Source organism: Phaeacidiphilus oryzae TH49 (genome assembly GCF_000744815.1).
GTDB classification, from domain to species: Bacteria; Actinomycetota; Actinomycetes; order Streptomycetales; family Streptomycetaceae; genus Phaeacidiphilus; species Phaeacidiphilus oryzae.
The window spans coordinates 5,895,084-5,920,439 of the sequence record NZ_JQMQ01000005.1 but is presented as its reverse complement, the minus strand read 5'-3'; the positions used below and the strand labels follow the sequence as shown (position 1 = coordinate 5,920,439).

The following is a 25,356-nucleotide window of genomic DNA, read 5'->3' as shown; positions in this document are numbered from 1 at the left end:
TGTCGCGAACGAACCCGGCGGGGGCGGGGGGACTCCTACTTCTTCTTCATCCACTTCTCGTACTCGGAGACGATCTCCTCGGTGGGACCGTCGGCGCGGAGCACTCCGCCCTCGAGCCACAGGGTGCGCTCGCAGGTGTCGCGGATGGACTTGTTGTTGTGCGAGACCAGGAAGACCGTTCCGGCCTCCTCGCGCAGCTCGCGGATCCGGCCCTCGGAGCGCTTCTGGAACCGGACGTCACCGGTGGCCAGCGCCTCGTCGATGAGGAGCACGTCGTGCGACTTGGCGGCGGCGATGGAGAACCGCAGCCGGGCGGCCATACCGGAGGAGTAGGTCCGCATCGGCAGCGAGATGAAGTCGCCGCGCTCGTTGATGCCGGAGAAGTCGACGATCCCCTCGTACCGGCTGCGCACCTCGGCCGAGCTCATCCCCATGGCGAGGCAGCCGAGGACGACGTTCCGCTCCCCGGTGAGGTCGTTCATCAGGGCCGCGTTGACGCCGAGGAGGGAGGGCTGGCCCTCGGTGTAGATCTTGCCGCGCTCGGGCGGGAGGAGGCCGGCGATGGCCCGCAGGATGGTCGACTTGCCGGATCCGTTGGAGCCGATCAAGCCGATCGCCTCGCCCTTGTAGGCGGTGAAGCTGACGCCCTTGACGGCGTGCACCTCGCGGATGGTCGGCGAGGACTTGCGGGAGATGATCCGGGAGAGCGCGGAGGTCGCCGAGCCCTTGCCGGAGCCCGCACCGTGGATCTTGTAGACGATGTGGACGTCGTCGCAGACCACGGTCGGCTCGTGGGAGCGCTCCTTGGGGATCCACTTCTCGGTGATCCCGGCCTCGCCGGTCGCCGACGCGCTGCTGTCGTCGATGGTCGTCTTCACGTTCTCGTCAGCCACGGCCGTACTCCTCCTCGGACTTCCAGAAGAACACATAGCCGCCGATCCCGACGACGACGGCCCACCCGACGGCCATCGCCCAGACGTGCCGGGGCAGGTCGGCCGAGGTGAACGACTGCATCATCGAGTACCGCATCAGCGAGATGTAGGTCATCGCCGGGTTGAAGTTCAGAACGTCCAGCAGGTGGCCGGAGACGTGGCCCTTGAGCGAGTAGAAGATCCCGGACATGTACATCCAGGTGCGCAGGATGAACGGCATCAGCTGCGCGGTGTCCGTGGTCCTGGCGCCGATCCGGGCCATGAACATGGCCAGCCCGGCGTTGAAGACGAACTGCAGGAAGAGCGTCGGGATCATCAGCGCCCAGCGGGCGTCGAACGGCTCACCGGTCAGCAGGTTGATCACGCCGAGCACCAGCACCGAGAAGAACAGCTGCTGGAGCTGGATCACCGTCATGGCGATCGGCAGGCAGGCCCGCGGGAAGTGCAGCGCCCGGATCAGCCCCAGGTTGTCCGCGATCGACCGGGTGCCGGCCAGCACCGCCGACTGGGTGAACTGGAAGGTGAAGATGCCGGTGCAGAGATAGGCGATGTAGTTCGGGATGCCGCGGCTGGTGGCCAGCAGCACGCCGAAGATCAGGTAGTACACCGCCGCGTTCAGGATCGGCGTGGCGACCTGCCAGATCTGCCCCAGCTTCGCGGTGGTGTACATCGCGGTGAGCCGGGCGGTGGCGTACGACACGATGAAGTGCCGCCGGTTCCACAGCTGGCGCGTGTACTCGCGCAACGAAGGGCGGGCGCCCGAGACGGCCAGGCCGTATTTGCGCGCCAACTCCACCGGACTGAGTCCGGCGTTCGGGTCCGCGACGGTCGTGACCGCCGGACCCTGCTCGTACACCGTGGACATGTTCCTCCCCAGCGGAGATCCGCCGGCTGTTCGGTCTGGCCGGTTCGCGATTCCAGATTCCAGTTAAGGACTGCGACAGGACGGTACCGTACCGTCGTAGCCGATACTGCCGGAACGCTAGGGCATCGCGCGTCGGAACGCAACCGTATCGTCGTCACGCTACACTCGGCCGTATGGAGCCGACCGACACCGCCGCGACCACCGCTCCGCCGGCCCGTCCCGCCCGCCGCGAGACCCGACAGCCGGCCGGTGCGGCGGTCCTTCGGGACGACATCACGGAGGCGTTGCGGGACGCCGTCTTCGAGGAGCTGGCCGCCTCCGGGTACGGGAGGCTCTCCATCGAGGGGGTCGCCCGCCGGGCGGGCGTGGGCAAGACCGCCGTCTACCGGCGGTGGAAGTCCAAGCCGGTGATGGTGATAGACGTCGTCTCCGAGTTCGTGTCGCTGGGCGCCATCCTCCCCGACACCGGATCCCTGGTCGGCGACCTGCGGCTGTTCGCCGGGATGGTGACCCGGGCCCTCCGCACCCCGCTGGCCTCGCAGATCATCCCCGACCTGCTGGCCGAGGCGGCCCGCTCGCCGGAGATCGGCCAGCTGCTGGAGCGCACCCTCCGCGGGGCCCAGCTGGAGTCCACCGCGGCCATGATCGCCAAGGCCGTGGACCGCGGGGAGCTGGCCCGGCAGATCGACCCTGACCTCGCCCTCGACCTGATCGCGGGCCCGCTCTACTGGCACCTCGCCGTCGTCCGGGCGCCCCTGCCGCGCGGCTTCCTGGACCGGCTGACGGCGTCCACGGTGGCGGCGCTGCGCGCGGCCGCGATCGCGGCCCCGGCGGCCGGACCGGCCGCCTCCGGTTCCCGGGGCACGTCGGGGTAACCGCCCTGGCGGGAATGGCTCAGCCGACGAAAGCTGACGAAAGCCGACGAAAGAGGCGGTACCGGTGGACCAGCTGAAGCCGACGGCCGACGAGGAGTTCCTGCGCCGACTGCCGAAGACCGACCTCCACTGCCACCTGACGGGCGCGATCCCGGCGGAGACCGCCTGGGCCATCGCCCGGCGCAACGGCGTCCCGCTGCCGGCGGGGGCCACCGGTCCCCAGGACCTCTACTCCTTCCGCGACCCCCGCACCTTCCGCGCCCTCCGCGCCGCACTGGCGGCCGCGCTGCGCGACGAGCGGGACTTCGCCGAGGCGGCGTACGCCTCGCTGGCCGAGCCGGCGCGGACGGAGAACCTCCGCTACCGCGAGATGGCCTTCGACCCGACCGACCACCGCAAGGCCGACGTCCCCTACCGGACGCAGCTGGCCGGGCTGCGGGAGGGCATCCGGCGGGCCGAGGAGGAGTTCGGCGTCCGCTGCCGGCTGATCCCCTCGGTCAACCGGGCGGAGTCGCCGGACCTCGCCGTGGAGATGGTCCGCGAGGTGGTCGAGGAGCTCTCCTCCGACGACGGCCTGGTGGCCGGCGTCGGCCTGGACTCGGCCGAGGGCGCGGGCCCGCCCGAGCTCTTCGCCGAGGCCTTCCGGATCGCCGGGGAGGCCGGACTCCGCCGCACGGCGCACGCCTGCGAGGACACCGGGACCCTCGCCGAGGGCCCGCCCCGGTCCGCCGCCGTCTGCGTGGACGTCCTCGGCTGCGAGCGGATCGACCACGGCTGCAACCTGCTGGCCGATCCGATCCTGCTGGACCGCTTCCGGGAGCAGCGGGTGCCGTTCACGGTCTGCGCCGACACCTCGGTCCCGAGGCTGACCACGCGGCGGCGGCGCAACATCCGGGCGATGCTGGACGCCGGGCTGCGCTGCGTCCTCGCCACCGGCGACCCGGCGATCTTCGGCAGCGGCCCCGGCGATGCCTTCGCCGTCATGGGCGGCTTCCTGCGGCTGGACCGCGAGGAGGCGGCCGAACTGGCCCTGGCCGGAGTCGACGCGGCCTGGCTGGACGAGGCGGAGCGGGCGCGGCTGCGCACCGACTTCGAGCGCGAGATCGGCCGGCTGACGGCGCGATAGGCGGCGGGCGGCGGGCGGCGCGGGCGCGGAGACGGGCGCCGGAACGGGCGTCGGCACGGGCTTCGGAACGGGGTTCGGCACCGGCCTCCGGACGCCGCCGGGACGCCCCGGGCTCTCCCGGCGGGACGGCGGCTGAGGACAATGGCCGCATGCGACTTGGCGACCTACTGCTGACCGACGAGGACCGTGCGGAGGCGCCCGGCGCCTTCGCCCGGATCCGCCGGGACCCGGCGCTCGCGCCGCTGGTCGCCGAGCGGATCGCGAGGGTGCGCGGCTGGATCGGCCGCGTGGAGGAGGAACCGCCGCCCGCGCGGCAGCCGTTGGACGGCCCACACACCGCCGGGCCGCGGCACCGCCCGCCGGCGCCCCCGCATCCGGAGGAGCCGGCCGCGGACGCCCTGGTCTTCGCCGAGACCGCGGAGGCCGCCCGCGCCCACCACCGGCGCCGCGGCATACCCGCCCGGGCCTCCGCCGACTCCCTGGCCGAACTCGGCCGGCAGGCCCGCCTCTACCGCCGCTCCTCCGGCGGCCGGTTCGGCATCGACACCCCCGGCTGGCTGCTGCGCACCTGGACCGGGCGGATCGTCACCCTCGGCCGGCTCCAGGCCGAGCACCTCTCCCCGGGGGCGGTGACCCTCCACATCCCGGAGTCCGGCCCGCTGCACCCGCACGCGGTGGACGAGTCGCTCGCCGCGCTCGGCGAACCCGGCGGCTGGGCCCGCTGGTTCGGCGAGCCGCCTCGCCGGATCGAATGCCACTCCTGGCTGCTGGATCCGGCGCTGCGGGAGGCGCTGCCGGCCGAGTCCAACATCCTCCGCTTCCAGCGGCGCTTCGAACCGGCCGACGGGGCGGGACCGGACGCCCCCGCGGACGAGGACGTGGTGTACTTCGTCTTCGGCGTCCGACCGCCTGTCGATCTGTCGACACTGCCCTGCCGCTCCCGGCTCCAGCACGCCGTCGTGGAGCGGCTCCTGACGGGCGGTCACTGGCACGCCAGGCGGGGTGTGCTCCGCGACAGGCCCTGAGCCCTCAGTGGTGGAAGCCGGTGGAGGTCATCGCCGGATGCAGCGGGCCGGGCTGGGCGTGGAGCTCGGGCAGCAGCCGCTTGAGGTCCTGGAGCAGCAGGTCGGCCAGGTCCATGGAGAAGCCGTTGCGGCACACCACCCGCAGGACCGAGAGGTCCTCCCGGTTCGCCGGGAAGCTGTACGCCGGGACCTGCCAGCCGCGCTCGCGCAGCCGCCGCGAGACGTCGTACACGTTGAACGCGGTGACCTCGTCCTTCACCGTGAAGGCGAAGACCGGCAGTTCGTCGCCCCAGGTGAGCATCCGGAAGGAGTCCAGCGCGGAGATCTCCCGGGCCAGGTGGGTCGCCACGTCCCGGCTGGCCTGCTGGACCGCGCGGTAGCCGTCCCGGCCCAGCCGCAGGAAGTAGTAGTACTGGGCGACCACCTCGGCGCCCGGCCGGGAGAAGTTGAGGGCGAAGGTCGGCATGTCGCCGCCGAGGTAGTTGACGTGGAAGACCAGCTCGTCCGGCAGCGCCTCGCGGTCCCGCCAGATCGCCCAGCCGACGCCCGGGTAGACCAGCCCGTACTTGTGGCCCGAGGTGTTGATCGAGGCCACCCGGGGCTGCCGGAAGTCCCACTCCAGGTCGGGGTCGAGGAACGGCGCCACCATCCCGCCCGAGGCCCCGTCCACGTGCACCGGGACGTCGTGGCCTGCGCGCTCCTGGAGCCGGTCCAGGGCGGCGCAGAGCTCGCCGACCGGCTCGTAGGAGCCGTCGAAGGTGGAGCCCATGATGGCCACCACGCCGATGGTGTTCTCGTCGCAGAGCTCGGCGGCGGCCTCCGGGTCGAGGTGGAAGCGGTCGCCCTCCATCGGCACGTACCGCGGCTCCACCTCCCAGTAGTTGCAGAACTTCTCCCAGCAGACCTGGACGTTGATGCCCATCACCAGGTTGGGGCGGACGCCGGAGGCGTAGCGCTCGGCGTTCTCGGGCCGCCGGGCCCAGCGGCGCTTGAGCGCCATCCCGGCCAGCATGCAGGCCTCGCTGGAGCCGGTGGTGGAGCAGCCGACCGCGTGCGAGGGGTCCGGGGCGTGCCACAGATCGGCCAGTATCGCGACGCAGCGCTGTTCGAGCTCCGCTGTCATCGGATACTCGTCCTTGTCGATCATGTTCTTGTCCTGCGACTCCGTCATGATCCGTTCGGCGAACGGCTCCATGCTGGTGGTGACGAAGGTCGCCAGGTTGAGCCGGGCGTTGCCGTCCAGCATCAGCTCGTCGTGGATCAGCTGGTAGGCCGCGGAGGCCGCGATCGGCCCGGCGTCCAACCGGTTGCGGGGCGGCGCGGCCTCCATCCCGGCGGCCGGATTGGCCTCTCCGACCAGGGGGTTGACGGACAGCCTGTCCTTCTCGTCGCGGGTCTTGCGCTGGTGGTTCACCTGCGGTCTCCCTGCACGTTCTGTCGATCACGGGCGCTGCGGACGCACGGCAGTCTTCCACCGGCGGGTAAGCCGCAGCGGTAGGAACGCGCCGGTCCGCTTACCCGGCCCGGCGACCCCGGTCACTCGGCCCGGCGGCCCTTGCCCAGGGCCACCACTCCGCCCGGCGAGACCGTGTAAAGCTCCCGGTCGCGGTCCGGGTCCACCCCCACCACCGCGCCCGGCGGCACCTCGACGTTCTTGTCCAGGATGGCCCGCCGCACCACCGCCCCGCGGCCCACCCGCACCCCGTCCATCAGCACCGAGTCCTGTACCACCGCTCCGGCCTCGATCAGCGTGCCGGGGCCGAGCACCGAGCCGGTGACCTGACCGCTGATGATGCAGCCGGCCGAGACCATGGACTCCCCCGCGATCCCGCCGGCCACGAACTTGGCCGGCGGGCGCTGCGCGGGCTGGGTGTAGATCGGCCAGTGCCGGTTGTAGAGGTTGAAGACCGGGTGGATCGAGATCAGGTCGCGGTGGGCGGCGTAGTAGGCGTCCAGGGTGCCGACGTCCCGCCAGTAGCCGTGGTCGCGCTCGGTCTCGCCGGGGACGTGGTTGTCGTCGAAGTCGTAGACCTGCGCCTGGCCGCGCTCGACCAGCTGGGGCAGCAGCGAGCCGCCCATGTCGTGGGCGGAGCCCTCGTCCTCGGCGTCCCGCTGGAGGGCGTCCAGCAGCACCTTGGTGGTGAAGACGTAGTTGCCCATGGAGACCAGGGAGGTGTCCGGCCTGCCGGGCAGCCCCGGCGGCTGCTCGGGCTTCTCCAGGAAGGCGTCCACCCGGCGGCCGTCGGGGCCGGTGGCTATCACGCCGAAGGCGGAGGCCTCGGCGCGCGGCACGCGTATCCCGGCGACGGTGACCCCGGCCCCGGACTCCACATGCCGCTGGAGGAGTTGGCGCGGGTCCATCCGGTAGACGTGGTCGGCGCCGAAGACCACGATGTGGTCCGGCTGCTCGTCGTGGACCAGGTTGAGCGACTGGTAGATGGCGTCCGCGCTGCCGAGGTACCAGCGCGGGCCGAGCCGCTGCTGGGCGGGGACCGGGGTGATGTAGTCGCCGAGGAGCCCGGCCATCCGCCAGGTCTGGGTGATGTGCCGGTCCAGCGAGTGGTTCTTGTACTGGGTCAGCACGCAGATCCGCCGGATCCCGCCGTTGACCAGGTTGGACAGCACGAAGTCGACCAGCCGGTGACCGCCGCCGAACGGCACCGCGGGTTTCGCCCGGTCGGCGGTGAGCGGCATCAGCCGCTTCCCCGCACCCCCCGCCAGCACCATTCCGAGCACACGGCCGCCCACACCGGGATCCATCAGCATCCCGCCCTCCCCTGTCCGCCGACTGCCGCCGGTCGCCGCCGCCCACCTCGCCCCGCCGTACCGCCGCTCCGGCGGCTCGGCGGACCGCGGCCGCGGCGGCTCAGGCCGCCTGACCAACCGTCAACTCGCCGCGCCCTTACCTGTGTCCGCCTCGGTGCCGGGTCCTCCCCCGGCTCCGCCGGCGACGGCCAGCGCCGCGTGGTAGACCGCGACGGTGCGGGCCGCGATCGCGTCCCAGCCGAACCTCGCCACCGCGCGCTCGCGGCCCGCCCGGCCGAACTCGGCGGCCCGCCCCGGGTCCCCGATCAGCGAGCCGACCGCCTCGGCCAGCCCCGCCTCGAAGGCCGCCGGCTCGCCGCAGGGCACAAGCAGCCCCGTCCGCCCGTCCTCCACGACCTCCGGGATCCCGCCCACGTCGCTGGCCACCACCGCCGTACCGCAGGCCATCGCCTCCAGGTTGACGATCCCCAGCGGCTCGTAGACCGAGGGGCAGACGAAGACCGAGGCCTGACTCAGGAACTGCACCAGCTCCGCGCGGGGCAGCATCTCCGGGATCCAGAAGACGTGCTCCCGGGTCCGCCGCAGCTCACCGGCCAGCGCGCGGAACTCCTCGTCCAGGGCCTTACTGTCCGGCGCGCCCGCGCACAGCACCAGCTGCACGCCCGGGTCGAACGCCTTCGCCGCCCGCAGCAGATGGGGCACGCCCTTCTGGCGGGTGATCCGGCCGACGAAGAGCACCGTGGGGCGCTCCGGGTCGATGCCGTGCCGGCGCAGCGCGTCGGTCTCCGGCACCGGGCGGAACAGCCGGGTGTCGATGCCGTTGTGGACGACGTGCACCCGGTCCGGGCGGTCGGCCAGCGCCGGGTAGCAGTCGACGAGGTCGCGGCGCATCCCCTCGGAGACCGCGATCACCGCGTCCGCGGACTCCACCGCGGTCCGCTCGATCCACCGCGAGACCGCGTAGCCGCCGCGCAGCTCCTCGGCCTTCCACGGGCGGAGGGGTTCCAGCGAGTGCGCGGTCATCACATGCGGGACGCCGTGCAGCAGCTTCGCGACATGGCCGGCCAGGTTGGCGTACCAGGTGTGGGAGTGCACCAGCTGGGCGCCCGCGACGGCGTCCACCATGGTCAGGTCGGTGGAGAGGACACGCAGCGCCAGATCGGCGTGGTCCAGCGCGGCCGCGTGGGTGTGCGGGGTGGCGTCCGGCTCGGCCGGCGGCTTCGCGTCCGGCTCCGCCCAGCAGTGCACCCGCAGATCGACCAGCGAGCGCAGCGCGCGGGCGAGGAACTCGACGTGCACCCCGGCCCCGCCGTACACGGACGGCGGGTACTCCCGGGTCAGCAACCCGATGCGAAGGCGCTCGGCGTCCGTACCCGCCGGCGGCGTCACCCCAGCACTCCGTTCACCAACTCCTTCGCGGCGTCCTGGACCTGGGCCAGATGCTCCGGTCCGCGGAAGCTCTCGGCGTAGATCTTGTACACGTCCTCGGTGCCCGACGGGCGAGCGGCGAACCAGGCGCTCTCGGTGGAGACCTTCACGCCGCCGACCGCCGCCCCGTTGCCCGGCGCCTCGGTGAGCACCGCGGTGATCGGCTCCCCGGCCAGGCTCTCGGCGCCGACCTGGTCCGCGGAGAGCCGGGACAGCCGGGCCTTCTGCTCGCGGTCGGCGGGCGCGTCGATCCGGGCGTACGCCGGGGCGCCGTGCCGCTCGGTCAGCTTGGCGTAGCGCTGGGAGGGGGTCTCCCCGGTGACCGCGGTGATCTCGGAGGCGAGGAGGGCCAGCAGGATGCCGTCCTTGTCGGTGGTCCAGACATGGCCGGAGCGGCGGAGGAAGGAGGCCCCGGCGGACTCCTCGCCGCCGAACCCGATGGCCGCCCCGAGCAGCCCGTCGACGAACCACTTGAAGCCCACCGGCACCTCGACCAGCTTGCGGCCGAGGTCGGCGGCCACCCGGTCGATCATCGAGGAGGAGACCAGGGTCTTGCCCACCCCGGTCGCCGCGGGCCAGCCGTCCCGGTGGGCGTAGAGGTACTCGATGGCCACCGCCAGGAAGTGGTTGGGGTTGAGCAGCCCGCCGTCCGGGGTGACGATGCCGTGCCGGTCGGAGTCGGCGTCGTTCCCGGTGGCGATGGCGTACTGGTCGCGGCGCTCGATCAGCGAGGCCATCGCATACGGCGAGGAGCAGTCCATCCGGATCTTCCCGTCCCAGTCCAGCGTCATGAACCGCCAGGTGGGGTCGATCTCCGGGTTGACCACGGTGAGGTCGAGGCGGTGGGTCTCGGCGATCCGGCCCCAGTAGCCGACCGAGGCGCCGCCGAGCGGGTCGGCGCCGATCCGCAGCCCGGCCTCCCGGACCGCGTCCAGGTCCAGCGCGCTGGGCAGGTCGTCCACGTAGCGGCCGGTGAAGTCGTAGCGCTGGGTGGTCTCCGCGGCCAGCGCGCGGGCGTACGGGATCCGGCGCACGCCGTCCAGGCCGTCCTTGATCAGCTGGTTGGCGCGGTCCTGGATCCAGCCGGTGATGTCGGAGCCGGCCGGCCCGCCGTTCGGCGGGTTGTACTTGAAGCCGCCGTCGGTGGGCGGGTTGTGGGAGGGGGTCACCACGATGCCGTCGGCCCGGTGCTGACGGTGGGTCAGGATGGCGTGGGAGACGGCCGGGGTGGGGGTGTAGCCGTCCCCCTCGTCCAGCAGGACGGTGACGCCGTTGGCCGCCAGCACCTCCAGGGCGGTGGCTCGGGCCGGCTCGGAGAGGGCGTGGGTGTCGATGCCGAGGAACAGCGGGCCGCCGATGCCCTGGGCGGCCCGGTAGTCGCAGATCGCCTGGGTGGTGGCGGCGATGTGCCACTCGTTGAAAGCGGTGTGCAGCGAGGAGCCGCGGTGGCCCGAGGTGCCGAAGGCCACGCGCTGCGACGGCTCGTCAGGGTCCGGGCGGAGGGCGTAGTACGCCGTCACCAGCCTGGACACATCGACGAGGTCCGCCGGGATCGCCCGTTCGCCGGCGCGCGCGTCCACCATGTTCAGCCTCCGTCTCGTCACTGTGTGCGATCAAGAGCAGGCTAACCTCTGGCGATGTCACTACCCACCGCAGACCCGGTGCAGTCCCCCCGCGTGGCGTCCGGTGGTTCGCGGCCCGGCGCCGGCCCAGCGGCCGGCCCTGCGTCGGCCCCCGCGCCGTCAGCGGCCGCCGAAGAGCGTCCTGCGGAGCTTGCGAAGGGGGGCGAGGAGGGACACCCGGGCGATCCGCGCCCGGCGGCCGGCCATCCCGCTCTCGGCGGCGGCCGAGGCGTTCGCGGACGCTCCCGCCGCGCCGGCGCCGACCGGCATCGCGTTGGCCGCGCTCGCGGCGGCCGAGCCCACGGCGGCCCAGGTCTCGCGCTGCGGGGTGGTCGTCCTGTTCTGCGGCATGTTGACCCCGCGCGGCGTCAACTCCCTTATCAGGCTGGCCGCCGCGGCGCTGTCCACCTGCGAGCCCGCCGGGGCGCCCAGCACCGCCAGGTGCCGGTCCAGCCGCCGGCTGGTGGCACCGGCACCGCATTGGACCGCGGGAATCCGCGGGCGGTCGAGCCGCTGCCGCGGCTGCTGCATCTGTTCCATGACATCCCACCCCTTGGGAGGCACCAGGGCCGTGAACCGAAGACTATCCGCCAGGAGCGGTCCGAGCGCAACTGTTCAAAACGATTACCGGGATGCACACCGTACCGCCCCGCACGCGCCCCCCCGCAGCGGGGGTCCGGAACTCGGAATTCCATCTGCTTTACCGCAACGGCGGTTTGACGGTCCGTCGCATTGTCGGAATGTCGCCTTGTCCCCCCGAACCGCTCGCCGGCCGCCGCGCCCCCTACCCGACCAGGCGCAATACCTCGGCGAGGCCGCGCTCCCCGGTGCGCTGCTCGCCGGCCAGGATGTACGCCCTCAGACCCACCGCGTTGGCGCCGCCGTCGCGCACCGGATTGTCACCCACCATCAGGCTCCGGCGCGGATCCGCGCCGAGTTCCGCGCACGCCTTCAGAAACAGCTGGGGATCCGGCTTCTCGCGGCCCAGATCGCAGGAGAGGACCACGGATCCGATCAGTCCGTCCAATCCGAAACGCCGGAGATGCGTCCGCAGGTCCCAGCCGAAGTCGCTGACGATCCCCACCGGCAGCCCCCGCTCCCGCAGCGCGCGCAGCACCGGCTCGGTGTCCGGGTACGGCACCCAGGCGTCCGGCGCGCACAGCTCCTGGTAGGCCGCCTCCTCCGCCCCGGCCAGGAACTCCACCCGGGAGAAGAGGGCCTCCATCGCGGCCCGGTGCCGCTCCCGGGAACTGTCCCGTCCGACCTGGGCGGCGGCCACCTCGGGGAGCGCCATCGCCTCGGCGACCCGGTCGGCGATCGCGTCCGGCGCGCCCGGCGCGTCGAGCACGCCGCGGCGGCCGGTGCGCTCGGCGATCCGGCGCACCCACTCCTCCACCGGGATCATCCGGAAGAGGGTGTTGGAGAAGTCGAAGAGCACCGCCTCGATCGGGGGAACCGGGGCGGCCAGGGCCTCCTCACCCGGGTGGTTCTCGGTCGGGGTGGGGAAGAGCATGCGGCTCATCGCGGCGGCGCTCCCTTCCGCGCGGACGGCGGACGTGGTCACAGACACAGACACCGGTGCAGGCCCAGGCCCAGGCCCGGATACAGGCGAGGGCACAGACACAGTCACACAAGCGGCCGATCCGGCGAACCCGGGGACGACACGCGATGCCAATGAAACCATTCGTCGACACATGGGTGTGTCATCGAGCCGACCAGTCGTCGATTCCTCGGAGAAGGTCGCCCCATGCGCGTCACCCGAAGCCTCCGCCCACCCCACCGCCGGACCGCGCTGGTCAGCGCCGCCTCGGCGGTGGTACTCGCCTGCTCGGCGGCGATCCCCGCGGCCGCCGCCCCGCTCGGCGGCAACGCCGAGCACCCCACCGCCCGGCCGGCCGTCAAGGCCGACGCGATCGCGCCGGTCCGCGGCGGCGCCCCGAACTCGGCGCTGGACCGGGTCGCGGACTTCTACGGCGCCTACATCGACGCCGTGTACGGCAACCACCCCCGGCTCGCCGGGGTGCTGCGGATGGACTACCTCACCCACTCCCTGCAGACCCAGCTGGCGATCTGGGAGCAGCGCAACCACGCCGACGGCGTCCTGCGCGCCCAGGACACCCCGAGCCGCTGGAGCGTCTCCTACCAGGGCTCCGGGATGGGGCACATGTGGTCGGTGGTCACCCTCACCTGGGGCACCGGCCGGCATGCGACCACCACGAGGCTGGCCGTCCAGAGCGACCTGGCCACCCGGCTGATCTCGGGGATCAAGGACTACCGGACGCCGTGAGGCCGGCGCTGCCGTGACCGGCCGGGCCGGTCAGCCCGGTCAGGTCAGTGGTGGGCGTGGTCGCCCACGTAGAAGAGGAGCATCACCAGTCCGGCGATCGCGTGCAGGCCGATGAAGAAGAAGAGGACCCGGATACCGACCCGGGCCTCCGTCCGCCGGTCCCCGTCGTCGTCCATGGTGGTGATCAGCCGCTCCATGACCGGCGCGGCCGGCGCGGGCTGCGCGGCCGGCGCCGCCGGCGCGACCGGTGTGCGCGGTGCGGCCGGCGCCGGCTCGGCGACGGGGTCCTCGGGCGGCTGGGTCATGGACCCAGGGTAGGTCAGCCCTCCGGGCATCCGCCCGCCGCCTCAGCCGCGGGGCCGGTCCCGGCCCCGGCTCCTGCTCCCGCCGGGAGTGGACCGGCCGGACGCGGAGCCGCAAGGATCGGGGCCGCAGGAGCCGACGGGGCCGGCACGGTGGACGCCGTCTGCGGGACCCGGGTCGCCGTCGCTGCGGGCGCGGCCGCCGTCGCGGGCGCGGCCGACGTCGCGCCGGTGCGGCGTATCGCGGTCGCCACCAGGGCGGCCAGCGACAGCAGCGCCACGATCGCGCCGTAGACCACCGCCGTCGGCTCCAGGCCGAAGCGCGGAACCGCGAAGCCTGCGATCACCGCGGGGACGCCGAAGGCCAGGTAGTTGACCACATAGACGGCCGCGAAGAGTTCCGCCCGCTCCTCCGGGGCCGCCAGCGCGCCCAGCCCCTTCAGCGCGCCGAAGAACGCGGCCCCGGTACCGAACCCGGCGACCAGCGAACCGGCCAGGAATAGCCACAGCGAGGACGCGGACAGCGAGACCAGTGTCGGCACCATGCCCAGCACCAGCAGCGCGGTGCCGGTGATCACGGCACTCCGCACCGATCGCGACCGCATCACCAGCGCGCCCACCGTCGAGGCACCGGTGAACACCGCCACCAGCGCCCCGGCGACGAAGTGGCTGCCCACCCCCAGCACCGCGGCCGCGAGCGAGCCGCCGAGGGAGAGCTGCAGCCCCATCACCGCCCAGATCGCGACCAGCGCCGGCAGCATCGCGAGGAAGACCCGCATCCCGCCGCGCGGTATCCGCATCCGCGGCCGCAGCGAGGCCAGCGCCCCCGCCCGCGCCGGCACCGTCTCGGGCAGCCGGAGCAGTGTCGCCGCACCGGCCAGGAAGACCGCGGCCAGCAGATAGAAGACGAGGGTGGTCGGCGCCGGGGCGTACTGCACCAGCAGCCCGGAGCCGAGGGCTCCCAGGGTCAGCCCGCCGGTGGCGGCGGCGCCGTTGACCAGCGAACCCAGCCCGGGACCGCGCCGGGGCTGGTGGTCGAGGAGGGCGGCGGAGACCGCCCCCGTCGCCGCTCCGGTGGCGAAGCCCTGCACCGCGCGGGCGAGGAAGAGCCAGCCGACGCCGTCCGCGAACGCGAAGAGGAGCATCGCCGCGGCCTCCAGCAGCAGCGAGCCGATCAGCACCGGCCGCCGCCCGACGAAGTCGGACAGCGAGCCGACCGTGAGCAGGGCGAACAGCAGGAAGACGGCGTAGACGGCGAAGACCGTGGTCAGCACGCCCGCAGAGAACTGCCATTCGCCCTGGTAGACGACGTACAGCGGGGACGGCGCGCCGGCGGCGAACATCAGCGCCGCCAGCACCGCCCCGACCAGGACGAACGCGGCGGGCCGTCCGAATCGGGAGGAGTGGGGGACGAGCAGGGGCATGGCGGGACCTCGCCTCCGAGGGCAGGAAAGCTAAAGCAATCTGATTGGCTTTAGGGAGCCTAGCCCTGCCCACTGACAAAAGCAAACCCCATTGCGTTAGACTGCATTCCATGAACGGCCCCGCATCCGACCACGACCCCAACGAGCCCGGCGCCCCCGAGTCCGGCGCCCTCGAGCGCAGTGAGCGTGAGCCTGGCGACCGCGAGCCCGGCGGCAAGGCCGCGCGCCCCGGCGGCCGGAGCGCACGGGTCGTGGCGGCGGTGCACCAGGCGGTCGTGGAGCTGATCGCGGAGCTGGGCGCGGAGGAGGTCACCATCCCCCTGGTGGCCGCCCGGGCGGGCGTCAACCCGACCACGGTGTACCGGCGCTGGGGCGACATGCAGCATCTGCTGGAGGCCGTCGCGCTGCACCGGCTGCGCCCGCAGGACCCGGCCCCGGACACCGGGGACCTGGGCGCGGACCTCCACGAGTGGGCCCAGCGCACCCTGGTCAGCATCACCCTGCCGGACAGCCAGGCGCTGCTGCGCGGGGCGGTCGCCCGCGGCGACAGCTGGAACGCCTGCATCCGGTCCCGGGCCGGTCAGATCGAGTCGATCCTGGAGGCCTCGCTGGCCCGGGACGAGGCGCCGCCTTCTCTGGAACGGGTGCTGGACCACGTGGTCGCCCCGATCTACTTCCGGGTCCTGATCGGCCCCGAGCCGGCGAGCCCGGCCTACGTCCACCACCTGGTGGACGAGATGCTGGCCGGCACCGCCCCCGAGCGGTCCCGGCCGACGCCGGAGAGCTGACGGAGCGATGACGGGGCGCTGACGGCGGTCGGCCGCCCCCGGAGACCCCCGCGCCCGGCGCGCCGGGACGGCTCGACGCGCCGGTCCACCCCGCGCTGACCTGGGCGCCTGCTGCCCCGGCCGAGGGTGCGCCGGTTCCCTCTGAGCTGAGGGTTCATCAAAAAGTGGGCGGTGATGGAGGATTGAAGGAGGGGCGGAAGAGCGCTAGCGTGCTCTGCGAGGCGTTCCACGACAACGTTGTCTAGCCGGTCTCACCAGACCGCTCCGACCGCCCTGGAGGCAGGCTTCATGCACGGCATTCCGGCAGCACTCCCGCGTCGCACCTTCCTCAGCGCCCTCGCCGTGACCGGCGCCGCTGGCGCGGGTCTACTGGCTGGCGCCCCCCGGGCGCACGCCGCGACAAGCTCCACCTCGTCCGCCCTGTCCGGCAGAGCCGGCGGGGCTCTGTCGGCGGACGCCATGCCGTCCCCGGCGAAGATCGCCGCCGCGGTGCGCGAGGAGTTCCTCCACGCCTGGAACGGCTACAAGAAGTTCGCCTGGGGCCACGACCAGGTGCTTCCGGTCTCCGGCGGCTACAACGAGTTCTTCGCGGACGGCCACCCGATCGGGCTGTCCATCATCGAGGCGCTCGACACCCACTATCTCCTGGGCCTGGACCAGGAGTTGGCGATCTCCAAGAAGTGGATCACCAGCGAGCTCAGCCTGGACATCGACGCGGACTTCCACGTCTTCGAGGCGATCATACGAGTCGTCGGCGGCCTGCTCTCCGGGTACATGACCACCCGGGACAGCAAGCTCCTCGACCTCGCCGTGGACGCGGCGGACCGGCTGATGCCGGCCTTCACCAAGTCGCCGACCGGCATGCCGTACACGCAGTGCAACATGGCCACCGGGGAGGTGCACGGGAACACCCCGCCGCTGGCCGAGATCGGCACCAACATCCTCGAGTTCGGCATGCTGTCCAAGCTCACCGGCGACAGCAAGTACTACGACGCGGCGAAGAAGGCCTACCGCGCGGCGATGACGCAGGTCAGCCCGATCGGGCTGCTGCCGACCTACCTCGACGTCGAGACCGGGCTCCCGACGGACGGCACCGACCAGGCGCCGAACCCGCCGGTGGACTCGTTCTACGAGTACCTGTGGGGCGGCTGGACCATGTTCGGCGACCGCGAGCTGCTGACCTGGTACCGGCAGACCACCGCCGCGATCCTGAAGCACATGGCCGTCCGGTCCGGCGGCCACCTGTGGTTCCAGCAGGTCGACTACAAGACCGGCAAGCCGACCGGCAGCTCCGCCTCCGAGCTGGCCGCCTTCTACGCCGGCCTCCTCGGCAAGGGCGGCGACCTCACCGACGGCGACGCGTACTACGACTCCTGGACCTCGGTGCTGGACAAGTACCCGGTCCTCCCGGAGGAGATCGACTACTCCACCGGCGCGGTGACCTCGGCCAGCAACAACATGCGACCGGAGTACGTCAACTCCTCTTTCGACCTCTACCAGAAGACCCGCCACCCGAAGTACCGGGCGACCGCCTACCAGTACTTCATCGGGATGAAGAACCTCCGGGTCGCCAACGGCTACACCATCGCCAACGACGTGACCACGTCGCCGATGCAGCTGGGCGACCTGACCCAGGCGTACTGGTTCTCCGAGAACATGAAGTACCTGTATCTGACCTTCGCCGACACCCCGCGGTACGACTACCGCACCGGGTACCTCACCACCGAGGGCAACATCATCCGCGGCGTCCGCTGAGGGACCGCCGTGCGGGGTCGGCCGCCGGTTCGGGCGGCCGGCCCCGACGCCCCCGTTCGGGGGGCGCGTCCGCCCGAATCGGTGAAGGATGATCGCGGTTCCCTGCCGATCGGCCGCCGATGCTGTAGCGTCGTGATCAGAAGTCGTGGTTCCGAAGTCGTTCGCCCGCGTCAGATGACGCGGGCGTTTTTGCTGTTCAGCAGTCCGAGGATCCAGGGCGACACCCCAGGGGTGCGCGGTTCCGCGGACCCCGTGTCCCGGCAGGGAGAACAGCATGGCGAACGGCACCGTGAAGTGGTTCAACGGCGAGAAGGGCTTCGGCTTCATCGAGCAGGACGGTGGCGGCCCCGACGTCTTCGTCCACTACTCCAACATCAACGCCGGCGGCTTCCGCTCGCTGGACGAGGGCCAGAAGGTCACCTTCGACGTGACCCAGGGCCCGAAGGGCCCGCAGGCGGAGAACGTCACCCCGCAGTAGCCGGTACCACCGAAGCGCCCCACGCCTCCCCGGCGCGGGGCGCTTCGCCGTCTCCGCGCGCCCTAGCCGCGACGGCGGAAGAGCCCGGCCCAGAGGAAGGACTCCCCGAAGACCGGGGCATCCGCGGGTTCGTCCCGCATTCTGCGGAGCTCCAGCTCTTCGAGGCCGGAGAAGATCCAGCGCAGCGCGTCGGGGGTGTAGGCGAGGCCGCCCTGGAGGTCGCGGGCGCGGTAGAGCTCGGCGTCGGACAGCTCGGAGCCCATCGCGCCGGAGGCGAAGCAGGTCAGCGCGAGATGGCCGCCGGGGGCGAGCACCCGGTCGAGGAGGCCGAGGTAGCTGACTCGGCGGTGCGGTGGCAGATGGTGGAAGCAGCCGGAGTCGACGATCAGGTCGTAGGGCCCGGGCAGCTGGTCCGGGAGCAGCGCGAACGCGTCGCCCTGGAGGAGGCGGACCTCGACGCCGGCGGCCGCGGCGCGCTCCCCGGCCCAGGCGAGGGCGACGCGGGAGAGGTCGACGGCGTCCACCTGGAAACCGCGGGCGGCGAGGTGGACCGCGTTGCGGCCCGGGCCGCAGCCGAGGTCCAGGGCGCGTCCCGGGGCGATGGTGCCGCGGTCGAGGTGGGCGACGAGGCTCTCGTCCGGCTTGGGCACGAAGAACGGGATGCCGCGGGCGCGGTCGGCGTAGAACCGGTCCCAGTAGTCGGCGGCGTCGCCGGTCGAGCGGCGCCCCTCCTCCGCACTGCGGAAGAGGCCGTCCAAGAGTGTGAGGACGTCTTCGAAGGTGCGTGTCGAACGGTCCATCGGACCCCCTTCAGTCGGCTCGCAGGCTATCCGGGGATTCGGCGAAAGACCAGGTCAGATGGGTTGCACCGAAGGGCTGGAGAGGCGCTGGACGCCCTTCGGGCGGGTGGTCGGCGGGGCGGACACCGGAGGGGGCCGGGAGGGGCCGGCGGGGCCGGTGAGGGGCGGGGTGGGGGCTTTCGGCTGGGCGCCGGGGGACTTTTTCGATGTGCGGGGCGATCGCCAGTCGCGGGTGTCTCTGGCAGACTCCGGTAGGGCGTTGATCGACGGGGGAGGTCTGCGGGGATGGGGGACGCGGGGTACGACCGGCCGCCGTACCGGGTGGAGGCGGTGGAGCGGACCTCCAGGTTCGGGAAGGATCTGACGCCGCGTCAGCGAGCGGCCTTCCGCTGGCTGGTGGAGCTGGTCTTCCCCTGGCTGCTGGCGAGGCGGTTCTACGGGCCCTATCGGATGCTGAGGCTGACCCCGTCCGCGCTGGTGGCCGCCTCGGGGCCACTGATCGGCCCGTACGCAGGGCCGGTCGCCGGCAGTGTCGCCGAGGAGGCCTTCGATCCGCTGATCGAGCGGCTGATGCTGCCGCGGGCGCTGCTCGGCCTCGGGGTGGTGCTGCTGATCGTCCGGCTGTCCACCGGCACCAGCATGAACGACCTCTTCACCGAGGTGTTCGGGGACAGCATCGTGGTGCTGTTCACCGGGCCGCTCGCGCTGCTCCTGGCATCCGCGGCAGTGGTCGGGCTGGCCAGGCACGGGGCCCGGCTGCGGGTCTCCCGGATGGTGCTGCGGCCGTTGCTGGTCGCCCTGCTGACGGCGGGCATCGCGGCACTGGTGATGGCCATGGAGCGGCAGAACGGCCACGTGCCGGACCTGGGCGTCCACAACCGGGTGCTGGGAGCCCTCGGCTTCCTCGTGATGCTCGGCCTGATGTTCTGGATCTTCGCGTTCACCCTTCCGGCGATGTATCTGATGCACCGGAACTCCTTCGCCGTCCGCGCGCATCCGCTGGTGCGTCCGCTGACCAGCGTGCTGCTGGTGTGGCTGACGGCGCTGGGGCATGCGGAGCTGATCGACGGGCCGGTGGAGACCCCGCACACGGCGGCGTGGTGGATCGGGCTGGTCGCCGGGCCGATCGGAGTCACGCTGACGGCCGTGGTCGAGCTGGTGCTGCTCCGGCTCCGCCTGCGGGTCGGCTTCCGCGGCCCGCTGCCGCCGCGGGCGAAGGGGGCGCCGCGGGCGAAGGGGTTCCCGCGGGCGAAGGCGGGGGCGAAGGCGCCGGCCGCGGGCGTACCGGGACAGACGGTGTATCCGCCGCCGCCTCCGTACCCCCCGGGGCCGCCGTACCCGCCGTACCCGCCGGGGCAGCCGTACCCGCCAGAGCAGCCGTACCGCTCCCCTTCGCAACAGCCGCCCTGGCCACCGCCGCAGTGACCGGGAGGGCACCTGGCATGGCTCAGGTGCCGGACGTGGGCGCGAGGGTCCGTGGGCGGTGGGTTGTCAGTGCCCTGATCTACCATCTGCCGCATGGCAGACGACGTGAACGCCCTGGACTATCTCAAGCAGCACGACGAGCTCTCGCGCCGCTTCTCGGACTGCCTGGACGGGGACCTCTCCGTGCCGGTCGTGCACTGCGGTGAGTGGACCCTGCGCGATCTGGCCGGCCACGTCGGCCAGGGCAACGCCTGGGTGGTCGGCGCGATCCGCGAGCACCGCAAGGACCGCGGGGGCACGCCGCCGCCGGCCGAGGACGCCGGGGTCCGGGCCTGGTTCGAGGGCATGGTGGCCGAGTTGGCGGATGCCCTGGCGCTCGATCCGGAGACCGACGTCTGGACCTTCTGGCCCCCGCACACCGTCGGCTTCTGGCGCCGCCGGCGGGTGCACGAGATGCAGGTGCACGTCTGGGACGCGGAGCACGCCGCCGGGAAGGAGGCGCCGCTCGACCCGGCCTTCGCGGCGGACGGCGTCGCCGAGGTGCTGGACACCATGGCGCCGCGCCAGGTCAAGGTGGAGCGGATGGCCGCTCCGCAGCGGGCCGTTCGGCTGACCGCCTCGGACACCGGCGGCTCCTGGACCTGGGGACCCGGCGAGCCGGTGGGTGAGGTCACCGGCACGGCCGAGCGGTTGCTGCTCCAGCTGTGGAAGCGGATACCCGCCGACGATCCCTCGCTGAGCTGGTCCGGCGATGTCGAGGGGACCCGCGCGGTGCTGGCCGGCGCGCTGGCGCCCTGAGCCCCCCGGCCGGGCCACCCCGGCCGGGTCACCCCGGCCGGGTCACCAGGGGGACTTCTCCAGAGCGGCCAGGAGCTGCGGGGCGATCAGGGCGGTCTCGGCCAGGGCTCCGATGTGGTCCTGCTCGGGGATCTCCAGTACGGCGAAGCCGAGTTCGCGGAGCCGCCCGGCGTCGTCCCGGTTCCGGCTGGCGATGGCCCCGCCGCCGACGTAGTCGTACATCCGGCAGTCGGGGGTGCTGTCCCGGCTTCCGTACCAGAGGACCTTGGGGCCGGGGAGAGCGGCGAGGGCGGCGCGGTCGTCCCTGGCCGCCCACTCGCGGAAGAGCAGCCGGCCGAGGTGGTGCTGGGCGGCGGCCTCCGGCATGCCGGCCTGGATCAGGGCGGCCCGCGCGCCCTCCTCGAAGCCGAGCCAGTAGTCCCAGCCGCTCAGCAGCGGGAAGCCGCCGAGCAGCAGGCCGCGGACGCGCTCGCTGAGCGGGGCGAGGAAGCCGGCGAGCGCGGCCATCCCGGAGTATCCGGCGAGGAGGAACCCCTCGGCGCCGGCCGCGTCGGCGACCGCGTGGAGGTCGGCGATCTCCAGGGCGACGGGGGTCTCGGTCAGCGAGGCCGGGTCCCAGGGGGCGCTGCCGCCGCCCGCCTCCGGATCGGGCTCCATCTCGCCGACCACCCGCCGGGGCTTGTACCTGACCACCCGGTGGCGCTCGGCCAACGCCTCTGCCAGCGCGCCGAATTCGTCTCGCCTGCGGACGGGGAGGACGATCGCCGGTGCGCCCGCCTCGCCCACCGCCTCGTACCACAGCCGGTAGCCGTCGGCGGCGACGGTGATCGGCATCGGATCCCCTCCCTGGTTCGCTCCGGCCCCGCTGGGCAGGCGAGCCAGGCTAGCCGACGCCTTCCGTGTGGTCGGTGGCGGGGCGCGGACGGGCAGACGGCTTGCGGACCGGGCGGCTGACGCGGTGTCAGCAGCCGTCCGCCCCCTGCTCAGCGGCGGTCGCCGAACCGCCGCCTGGACCACGGGAGGGCCGCCGCGCCGCCGCCCGGCAGGGCCCCGCCGAGCGCGGCCTCGGCGGCCGGGTTGAGCAGCAGTGGGGTGGGGCCGAGGCCGGTGGCCGCGGCGGAGGCGGCCGCTGTGTGGAGGAGACGGCTGGGCGGAGGAGGCGGCTGGACGTGCCGGTGAACCTATGCGCGCGCGCCTCCCGGCCGCGCGTGCGGCGCGGCCGGGAGGCGCGTTCTGCATCGAACTGACGGGGGATCACTCCCCTGATCAGCGGGGCCGGCTAGGGCATCGGGGTGCTCCAGATCCCCCGCCCGTGGGTGGCCACGTAGAGCCGTTTGCCGTCCGGGCTCGGGGTGAGGTAGACGGCCGGCGCCGTCGGCAGGTTGCCGGCCGCGTCGATGGCGGCCTGGCCGAGCCGCTTCCAGTGGCCGAGGCCGTCGGCCGCCACGTCGTCGGTGTACACGCCGAGGTCGGTGGCGACCACCAGGGTGCCGTCCGGGCTGACCAGCAGCCGGTTGGCGGGGGCGTCGGGCAGCTGGTCGGCCGCCCCGGTCGCGCCGCTGACGTCCTGCCAGCTGGCGCCGCCGTCCTTGGTCATCCAGACGTGGCCGTAACCGGCCTCGCCGGGGCCCTCGTTCCAGGCCCGGGAGAAGCCGGAGAGGGTGGCGTAGACGGTCTTGCCGCTCGGGTCGGCCGGGTCGATGGTGACGTCCGCGACGTACCGGTCCGGGAAGGCGGCCGGCAGGGCGAGCTGGTGCCAGCTGCCGCCGTAGTTGGTCAGGATGCCGCGGCCGAAGGTGCTGCCCGCGTTGCAGGCTCCGCACCAGGCGGCCCAGATGACGTGGTCGCCGGCGGCGTTCCGCTGGGAGGCGATCGCGGTGATCGAGTTCCCCGCGCCGGCGTCGGCCAGCCTGGTCCAGTCGGCGCCCGAGGTGCTCGCCCAGGTCTTGGCGTTGCCCCAGACGTACTCGCCGCCGGCCACCCAGTAGCCGCTGTCCTTGGCGTCGGCGGCGAACGGCGCGGTGAAGCGGGCGTTCGGGTCGCCGGGCGCGATGTTGGTGATCGCCGACGGGGTGCCGTCGTCGTTGGCCGTGTAGCCGCAGTTGTCGGTCATCTGCAGGGTGAGGTTGGTGTACTCGCCCAGCGTCTCGCAGCCGTTGGCCGGATCGACCAGCTGGTCTCCGCCGTCGCCGCCGTACGGCTCGACCATTCGGCCGTCCGGGTTGAGGTTCTCGGTGACCGGGGTGCTGGTGCCCGGGTAGGTGTACGAGTAGGTCGCGCCCTTGTCGACCTGCATGGACACGCCGTTGTCCTGGAGGCCGCCCCAGACCGCGGTGCCGCTGCCGTTGGGCAGGGTGCCGACGCCGACCGAGTAGTACTGGAGGCTGCGCAGGGTGCCGCTGCTGTTGAGGTTCCGCCAGCCGGCCGCGGTCTGCGCGACCGGGCGGGCGTAGGCGCCGCCGTCGTTGCCCGCGTAGACCTCGGGGGCGTGGCCCGGCCACTCGGAGAAGGCCAGCGCGTGCTGGTCGGAGTGCATCACGTTGCCGTCGCAGGTGTTCTGCGAGCCGACGTAGCTGAAGCAGTCGAGGCCGAAGTTCCAGTACCGGCCGACCGTCTGCCAGCTGGCGCCGCCGTCCCAGGACTCGTAGAGCTCCTCCAGGCCCAGGTAGAGGTGCTGGGGGTTGTTCGGGTCGACCGCCAGCGACTGGTCGTACCAGGCCTGGGTGCCGGGCTGGTAGCCCGCCCCCATCACGGTCTTCTTCATCGCCGAGCCGGAGTTGGCCAGCACGCTGGAGTTGGCCACCTGGTTGTACGGGCCCGCGACGTCGCCGTTCGGGCTGACGTAGACGCCGGCCAGCACGGTGTAGGGAGAGTTGCCGCCGGAGGCCTTGTTGAGCAGGGTGGGCGACTCCATCACCACGTACAGCCGGCTGCCGTCCGCCGAGTAGGCGAAGGTGGCGTTGCCGATGTCCTTCGGGTTGATCGCGCCCTGCGGGTTGGCCGGATGCCAGCTGACCCCCGCGTCGTCCGAGTAGTAGAAGCCGTTGTACGAGGCGCCGGAGCGCCAGGCCACGTTGGCGACCAGCCGCTTGCCGCCGGTTCCGGGCTGGACGGCCACGTCGTTGGCGATGTCCGCGAAGTACTGGCTGGTGCCGCAGGTCACCCCGGAGACGCCGACGCCCGCGCAGGGCGCCAGAACGCGCTGCCAGGTGGCGCCGCCGGCGGCGGAGCCGAGGGCGATCCGGTAGACGCCGTGGGAGGTGGCGGCGAAGGCGTAGCCCGCCGCCTGGTCCATCCGGATCTCGTGGATCGAGGTGTTGTCCAGGACCGTGCCGCCGAGCTGGTCGGCGGCGGTGAAGCTGCCGGTGACCGGGTCGGCGAGCCGGTAGACGCCGCTGCCCTGGTAGTTGTCGGAGGCCGTGGTCGCCTCTCCGGTGCCCAGCCAGAGGGAGCCGTCCGGGGCGACGGCCAGCGAGCCGACGGAGAGGGCCGGCAGGTGGTCGGCGATCGGCGTCCAGGTGCCGCCGTCGTCGGTGGAGCGGAAGACGCCGCCGCCGGCCGCGCCGGCGTAGAGCACTCCGGCGTGGGTCGGGTCGGTGGCCAGTGCGGCGATCCGGCCGGCGGAGTAGCCGGCGCCGCCGCTGCTGTTGGAGGCGGCGTGGTCGCGGTAGTGGAGCGCGTCCGAGTCGTACGGCTGGGTGGTGACCTCGCTGAAGGCGCCGCCGGCCACCGGCATCGCGGTGGCGTGCTGCCAGGCCGACTGGTAGGCGCCCTGGGCGACCGAGCCGCCGGGGGCGAGCCTGGGCTCGTTGTAGGCGTCGGTGGCCTCCATCAACTCGCCCGACTCGTCGCCGGCTTGGTCGTGCTTCGGGCTGGCGCCCCCGGTGCCGGACGCCGTCGTGCCGCCGGTGCCGGCGGCGGTGCCGGACGCCGCCCACACCGGTGCGGCGGGGGCCGCCGCACCGATCAGGGCGGCGGATATGAGAGCGGCGAGCAGAGTTCGTCTGCGTCGGCGCTGTGGTGCCGTGGAACCCATGAACCCCTCCGGAAGACCGGGTACCAGAACGGCGTGAGAGTACTCCCGACCACAGGGTTCCCATAGAGGACCGGTGCCCCCGCGGGCGCACTCCCGGCACTTCTGTCCCGGGACGGGCGCATCTGTCCGGTCGGAGGGATGCCGGTCCGGGCGGGTGACATCGGGGGTGACAACGCCTTCCGCTTCGGGTAGTGAGAAGACCGCAGGACGCACGGGCCGGCGGGACCGACGGCGGCCCCCTCACGGAGGTGGAGAGATGGCGACCAAGGCGCGACTCCTGGTCTTCTGGGACGACCCGCAGGATCCGGCCGAGTTCGACCGCCACTATCGGGAGGTCCACATCCCGCTGGCCAACAAGCTTCCGGGCCTCCGGCGCTACACGGTGATCCGCAACGCCCGGCCGGTGCGGGGCGGGGAGCCGCACTACCTGATCGCCGAGCTGGACTTCGACGACATGGCCGCGATGAAGACGGCGCTCTCCTCCCCCGAGGGCCAGGCGGTCGGCGCGGACGGGCAGTTGATGGCGAAGACGGCGACCATGACGAACGCCCTCTGCGAGCTGGAGGACGTCTTCTGACCGCTCGCGCCGCTTCCGGTCACCGGGTCATCGGGTCACCGGGTCAC

The 25,356-nt window shown here is 72.8% G+C and carries 23 protein-coding genes; 10 read left to right on the top strand and 13 right to left on the bottom strand.

What is annotated here, in order from left to right:
- Positions 1-35 precede the first annotated feature (35 nt).
- Both BS73_RS30065 and BS73_RS30060 read right to left on the bottom strand, forming a co-directional pair.
- The gene (locus BS73_RS30065) at positions 36-893 is read right to left on the bottom strand and encodes an ABC transporter ATP-binding protein (protein ID WP_407675090.1); all 858 of its coding nucleotides are present in this window, start codon (positions 891-893) and stop codon (positions 36-38) included.
- On the bottom strand, positions 886-1,797 hold the full coding sequence (locus BS73_RS30060; RefSeq protein WP_037577610.1) for an ABC transporter permease: 912 nt from the start codon (positions 1,795-1,797) through the stop codon (positions 886-888). Before BS73_RS30060 ends, BS73_RS30065 begins: the two co-directional genes overlap by 8 nt.
- Positions 1,798-1,970: 173 nt before the next feature.
- Here BS73_RS30060 and BS73_RS30055 point away from each other — a divergent pair, with 173 nt between their 5' ends.
- The 3 genes from BS73_RS30055 (at position 1,971) to BS73_RS30045 (ending at position 4,823) form a co-directional block, all read left to right on the top strand.
- Positions 1,971-2,672: a TetR/AcrR family transcriptional regulator gene (locus BS73_RS30055; RefSeq protein ID WP_063837090.1), complete on the top strand. Its 702-nt coding sequence runs from the start codon at positions 1,971-1,973 to the stop codon at positions 2,670-2,672.
- Between the two features lie 64 nt (positions 2,673-2,736).
- Positions 2,737-3,798, top strand: coding sequence for an adenosine deaminase family protein (locus BS73_RS30050; RefSeq protein WP_051941137.1), 1,062 nt, complete (start codon positions 2,737-2,739; stop codon positions 3,796-3,798).
- A 149-nt stretch (positions 3,799-3,947) separates the two neighbouring features.
- Complete coding sequence (locus tag BS73_RS30045) at positions 3,948-4,823, top strand: acyltransferase domain-containing protein (protein ID WP_051941136.1); 876 nt, start codon at positions 3,948-3,950, stop codon at positions 4,821-4,823.
- A gap of 4 nt (positions 4,824-4,827) precedes the next feature.
- On the opposite strand, the gene BS73_RS30040 is transcribed toward BS73_RS30045, so the two are convergent.
- From BS73_RS30040 to BS73_RS30015, 6 genes are all read right to left on the bottom strand, one after another.
- Positions 4,828-6,237 (bottom strand): glutamate decarboxylase, encoded by a 1,410-nt coding sequence (locus BS73_RS30040; RefSeq protein WP_037577609.1) that lies wholly within the window; start codon positions 6,235-6,237, stop codon positions 4,828-4,830.
- Positions 6,238-6,359: 122 nt separating this feature from the next.
- On the bottom strand, positions 6,360-7,583 hold the full coding sequence (glgC, locus tag BS73_RS30035) for a glucose-1-phosphate adenylyltransferase (RefSeq protein WP_037581788.1): 1,224 nt from the start codon (positions 7,581-7,583) through the stop codon (positions 6,360-6,362).
- Between the two features lie 126 nt (positions 7,584-7,709).
- The gene (gene glgA, locus BS73_RS30030) at positions 7,710-8,978 is read right to left on the bottom strand and encodes a glycogen synthase (RefSeq protein WP_322987300.1); all 1,269 of its coding nucleotides are present in this window, start codon (positions 8,976-8,978) and stop codon (positions 7,710-7,712) included.
- Complete coding sequence (pgm, locus tag BS73_RS30025; protein ID WP_037577608.1) at positions 8,975-10,600, bottom strand: phosphoglucomutase (alpha-D-glucose-1,6-bisphosphate-dependent); 1,626 nt, start codon at positions 10,598-10,600, stop codon at positions 8,975-8,977. The genes glgA and pgm overlap by 4 nt, the downstream gene beginning before the upstream one ends.
- Positions 10,601-10,759: 159 nt before the next feature.
- Entirely contained in the window at positions 10,760-11,179 is a 420-nt protein-coding gene (locus BS73_RS40785) for a hypothetical protein (protein WP_051941135.1), read from the bottom strand.
- Positions 11,180-11,423: 244 nt separating this feature from the next.
- Positions 11,424-12,161: an HAD family hydrolase gene (locus BS73_RS30015; RefSeq protein ID WP_051941134.1), complete on the bottom strand. Its 738-nt coding sequence runs from the start codon at positions 12,159-12,161 to the stop codon at positions 11,424-11,426.
- 225 nt (positions 12,162-12,386) lie between these two features.
- Between BS73_RS30015 and BS73_RS30010 the strand changes: the two genes are divergently transcribed.
- A complete protein-coding gene (locus BS73_RS30010; protein WP_037577607.1) occupies positions 12,387-12,926 on the top strand; it encodes a hypothetical protein in 540 nt (179 codons plus the stop codon).
- Positions 12,927-12,970: 44 nt separating this feature from the next.
- On the opposite strand, the gene BS73_RS38455 is transcribed toward BS73_RS30010, so the two are convergent.
- Both BS73_RS38455 and BS73_RS30000 read right to left on the bottom strand, forming a co-directional pair.
- On the bottom strand, positions 12,971-13,231 hold the full coding sequence (locus BS73_RS38455; protein ID WP_037577606.1) for a DUF6126 family protein: 261 nt from the start codon (positions 13,229-13,231) through the stop codon (positions 12,971-12,973).
- Between the two features lie 14 nt (positions 13,232-13,245).
- Positions 13,246-14,652 (bottom strand): MFS transporter, encoded by a 1,407-nt coding sequence (locus BS73_RS30000; RefSeq protein ID WP_051941133.1) that lies wholly within the window; start codon positions 14,650-14,652, stop codon positions 13,246-13,248.
- Positions 14,653-14,762: 110 nt separating this feature from the next.
- Between BS73_RS30000 and BS73_RS29995 the strand changes: the two genes are divergently transcribed.
- From BS73_RS29995 to BS73_RS29985, 3 genes are all read left to right on the top strand, one after another.
- Positions 14,763-15,440, top strand: a complete 678-nt coding sequence (locus BS73_RS29995; protein ID WP_084704454.1) for a TetR/AcrR family transcriptional regulator — start codon at positions 14,763-14,765, stop codon at positions 15,438-15,440.
- A 459-nt stretch (positions 15,441-15,899) separates the two neighbouring features.
- Entirely contained in the window at positions 15,900-17,195 is a 1,296-nt protein-coding gene (locus BS73_RS29990) for a glycoside hydrolase family 47 protein (protein WP_235215582.1), read from the top strand.
- A gap of 274 nt (positions 17,196-17,469) precedes the next feature.
- Positions 17,470-17,673 (top strand): cold-shock protein, encoded by a 204-nt coding sequence (locus BS73_RS29985; protein WP_037577604.1) that lies wholly within the window; start codon positions 17,470-17,472, stop codon positions 17,671-17,673.
- Positions 17,674-17,735: 62 nt separating this feature from the next.
- Here BS73_RS29985 and BS73_RS29980 read toward each other — a convergent pair whose 3' ends face one another.
- Positions 17,736-18,473, bottom strand: coding sequence for a class I SAM-dependent methyltransferase (locus tag BS73_RS29980; RefSeq protein WP_037577603.1), 738 nt, complete (start codon positions 18,471-18,473; stop codon positions 17,736-17,738).
- A 285-nt stretch (positions 18,474-18,758) separates the two neighbouring features.
- Here BS73_RS29980 and BS73_RS38980 point away from each other — a divergent pair, with 285 nt between their 5' ends.
- The gene (locus tag BS73_RS38980) at positions 18,759-19,898 is read left to right on the top strand and encodes a hypothetical protein (RefSeq protein WP_037577602.1); all 1,140 of its coding nucleotides are present in this window, start codon (positions 18,759-18,761) and stop codon (positions 19,896-19,898) included.
- A gap of 93 nt (positions 19,899-19,991) precedes the next feature.
- The gene (locus BS73_RS29970; protein WP_037577601.1) at positions 19,992-20,696 is read left to right on the top strand and encodes a maleylpyruvate isomerase family mycothiol-dependent enzyme; all 705 of its coding nucleotides are present in this window, start codon (positions 19,992-19,994) and stop codon (positions 20,694-20,696) included.
- Positions 20,697-20,738: 42 nt separating this feature from the next.
- On the opposite strand, the gene BS73_RS29965 is transcribed toward BS73_RS29970, so the two are convergent.
- Positions 20,739-21,530, bottom strand: coding sequence for an alpha/beta fold hydrolase (locus tag BS73_RS29965; protein WP_037577600.1), 792 nt, complete (start codon positions 21,528-21,530; stop codon positions 20,739-20,741).
- A gap of 445 nt (positions 21,531-21,975) precedes the next feature.
- Positions 21,976-24,732, bottom strand: coding sequence for a beta propeller repeat protein (locus BS73_RS29960; protein ID WP_037577599.1), 2,757 nt, complete (start codon positions 24,730-24,732; stop codon positions 21,976-21,978).
- A 256-nt stretch (positions 24,733-24,988) separates the two neighbouring features.
- On the opposite strand from BS73_RS29960, the gene BS73_RS29955 reads away from it, so the two are divergent.
- Positions 24,989-25,309, top strand: coding sequence for an EthD family reductase (locus tag BS73_RS29955; RefSeq protein WP_037577598.1), 321 nt, complete (start codon positions 24,989-24,991; stop codon positions 25,307-25,309).
- Positions 25,310-25,356: the final 47 nt, after the last annotated feature.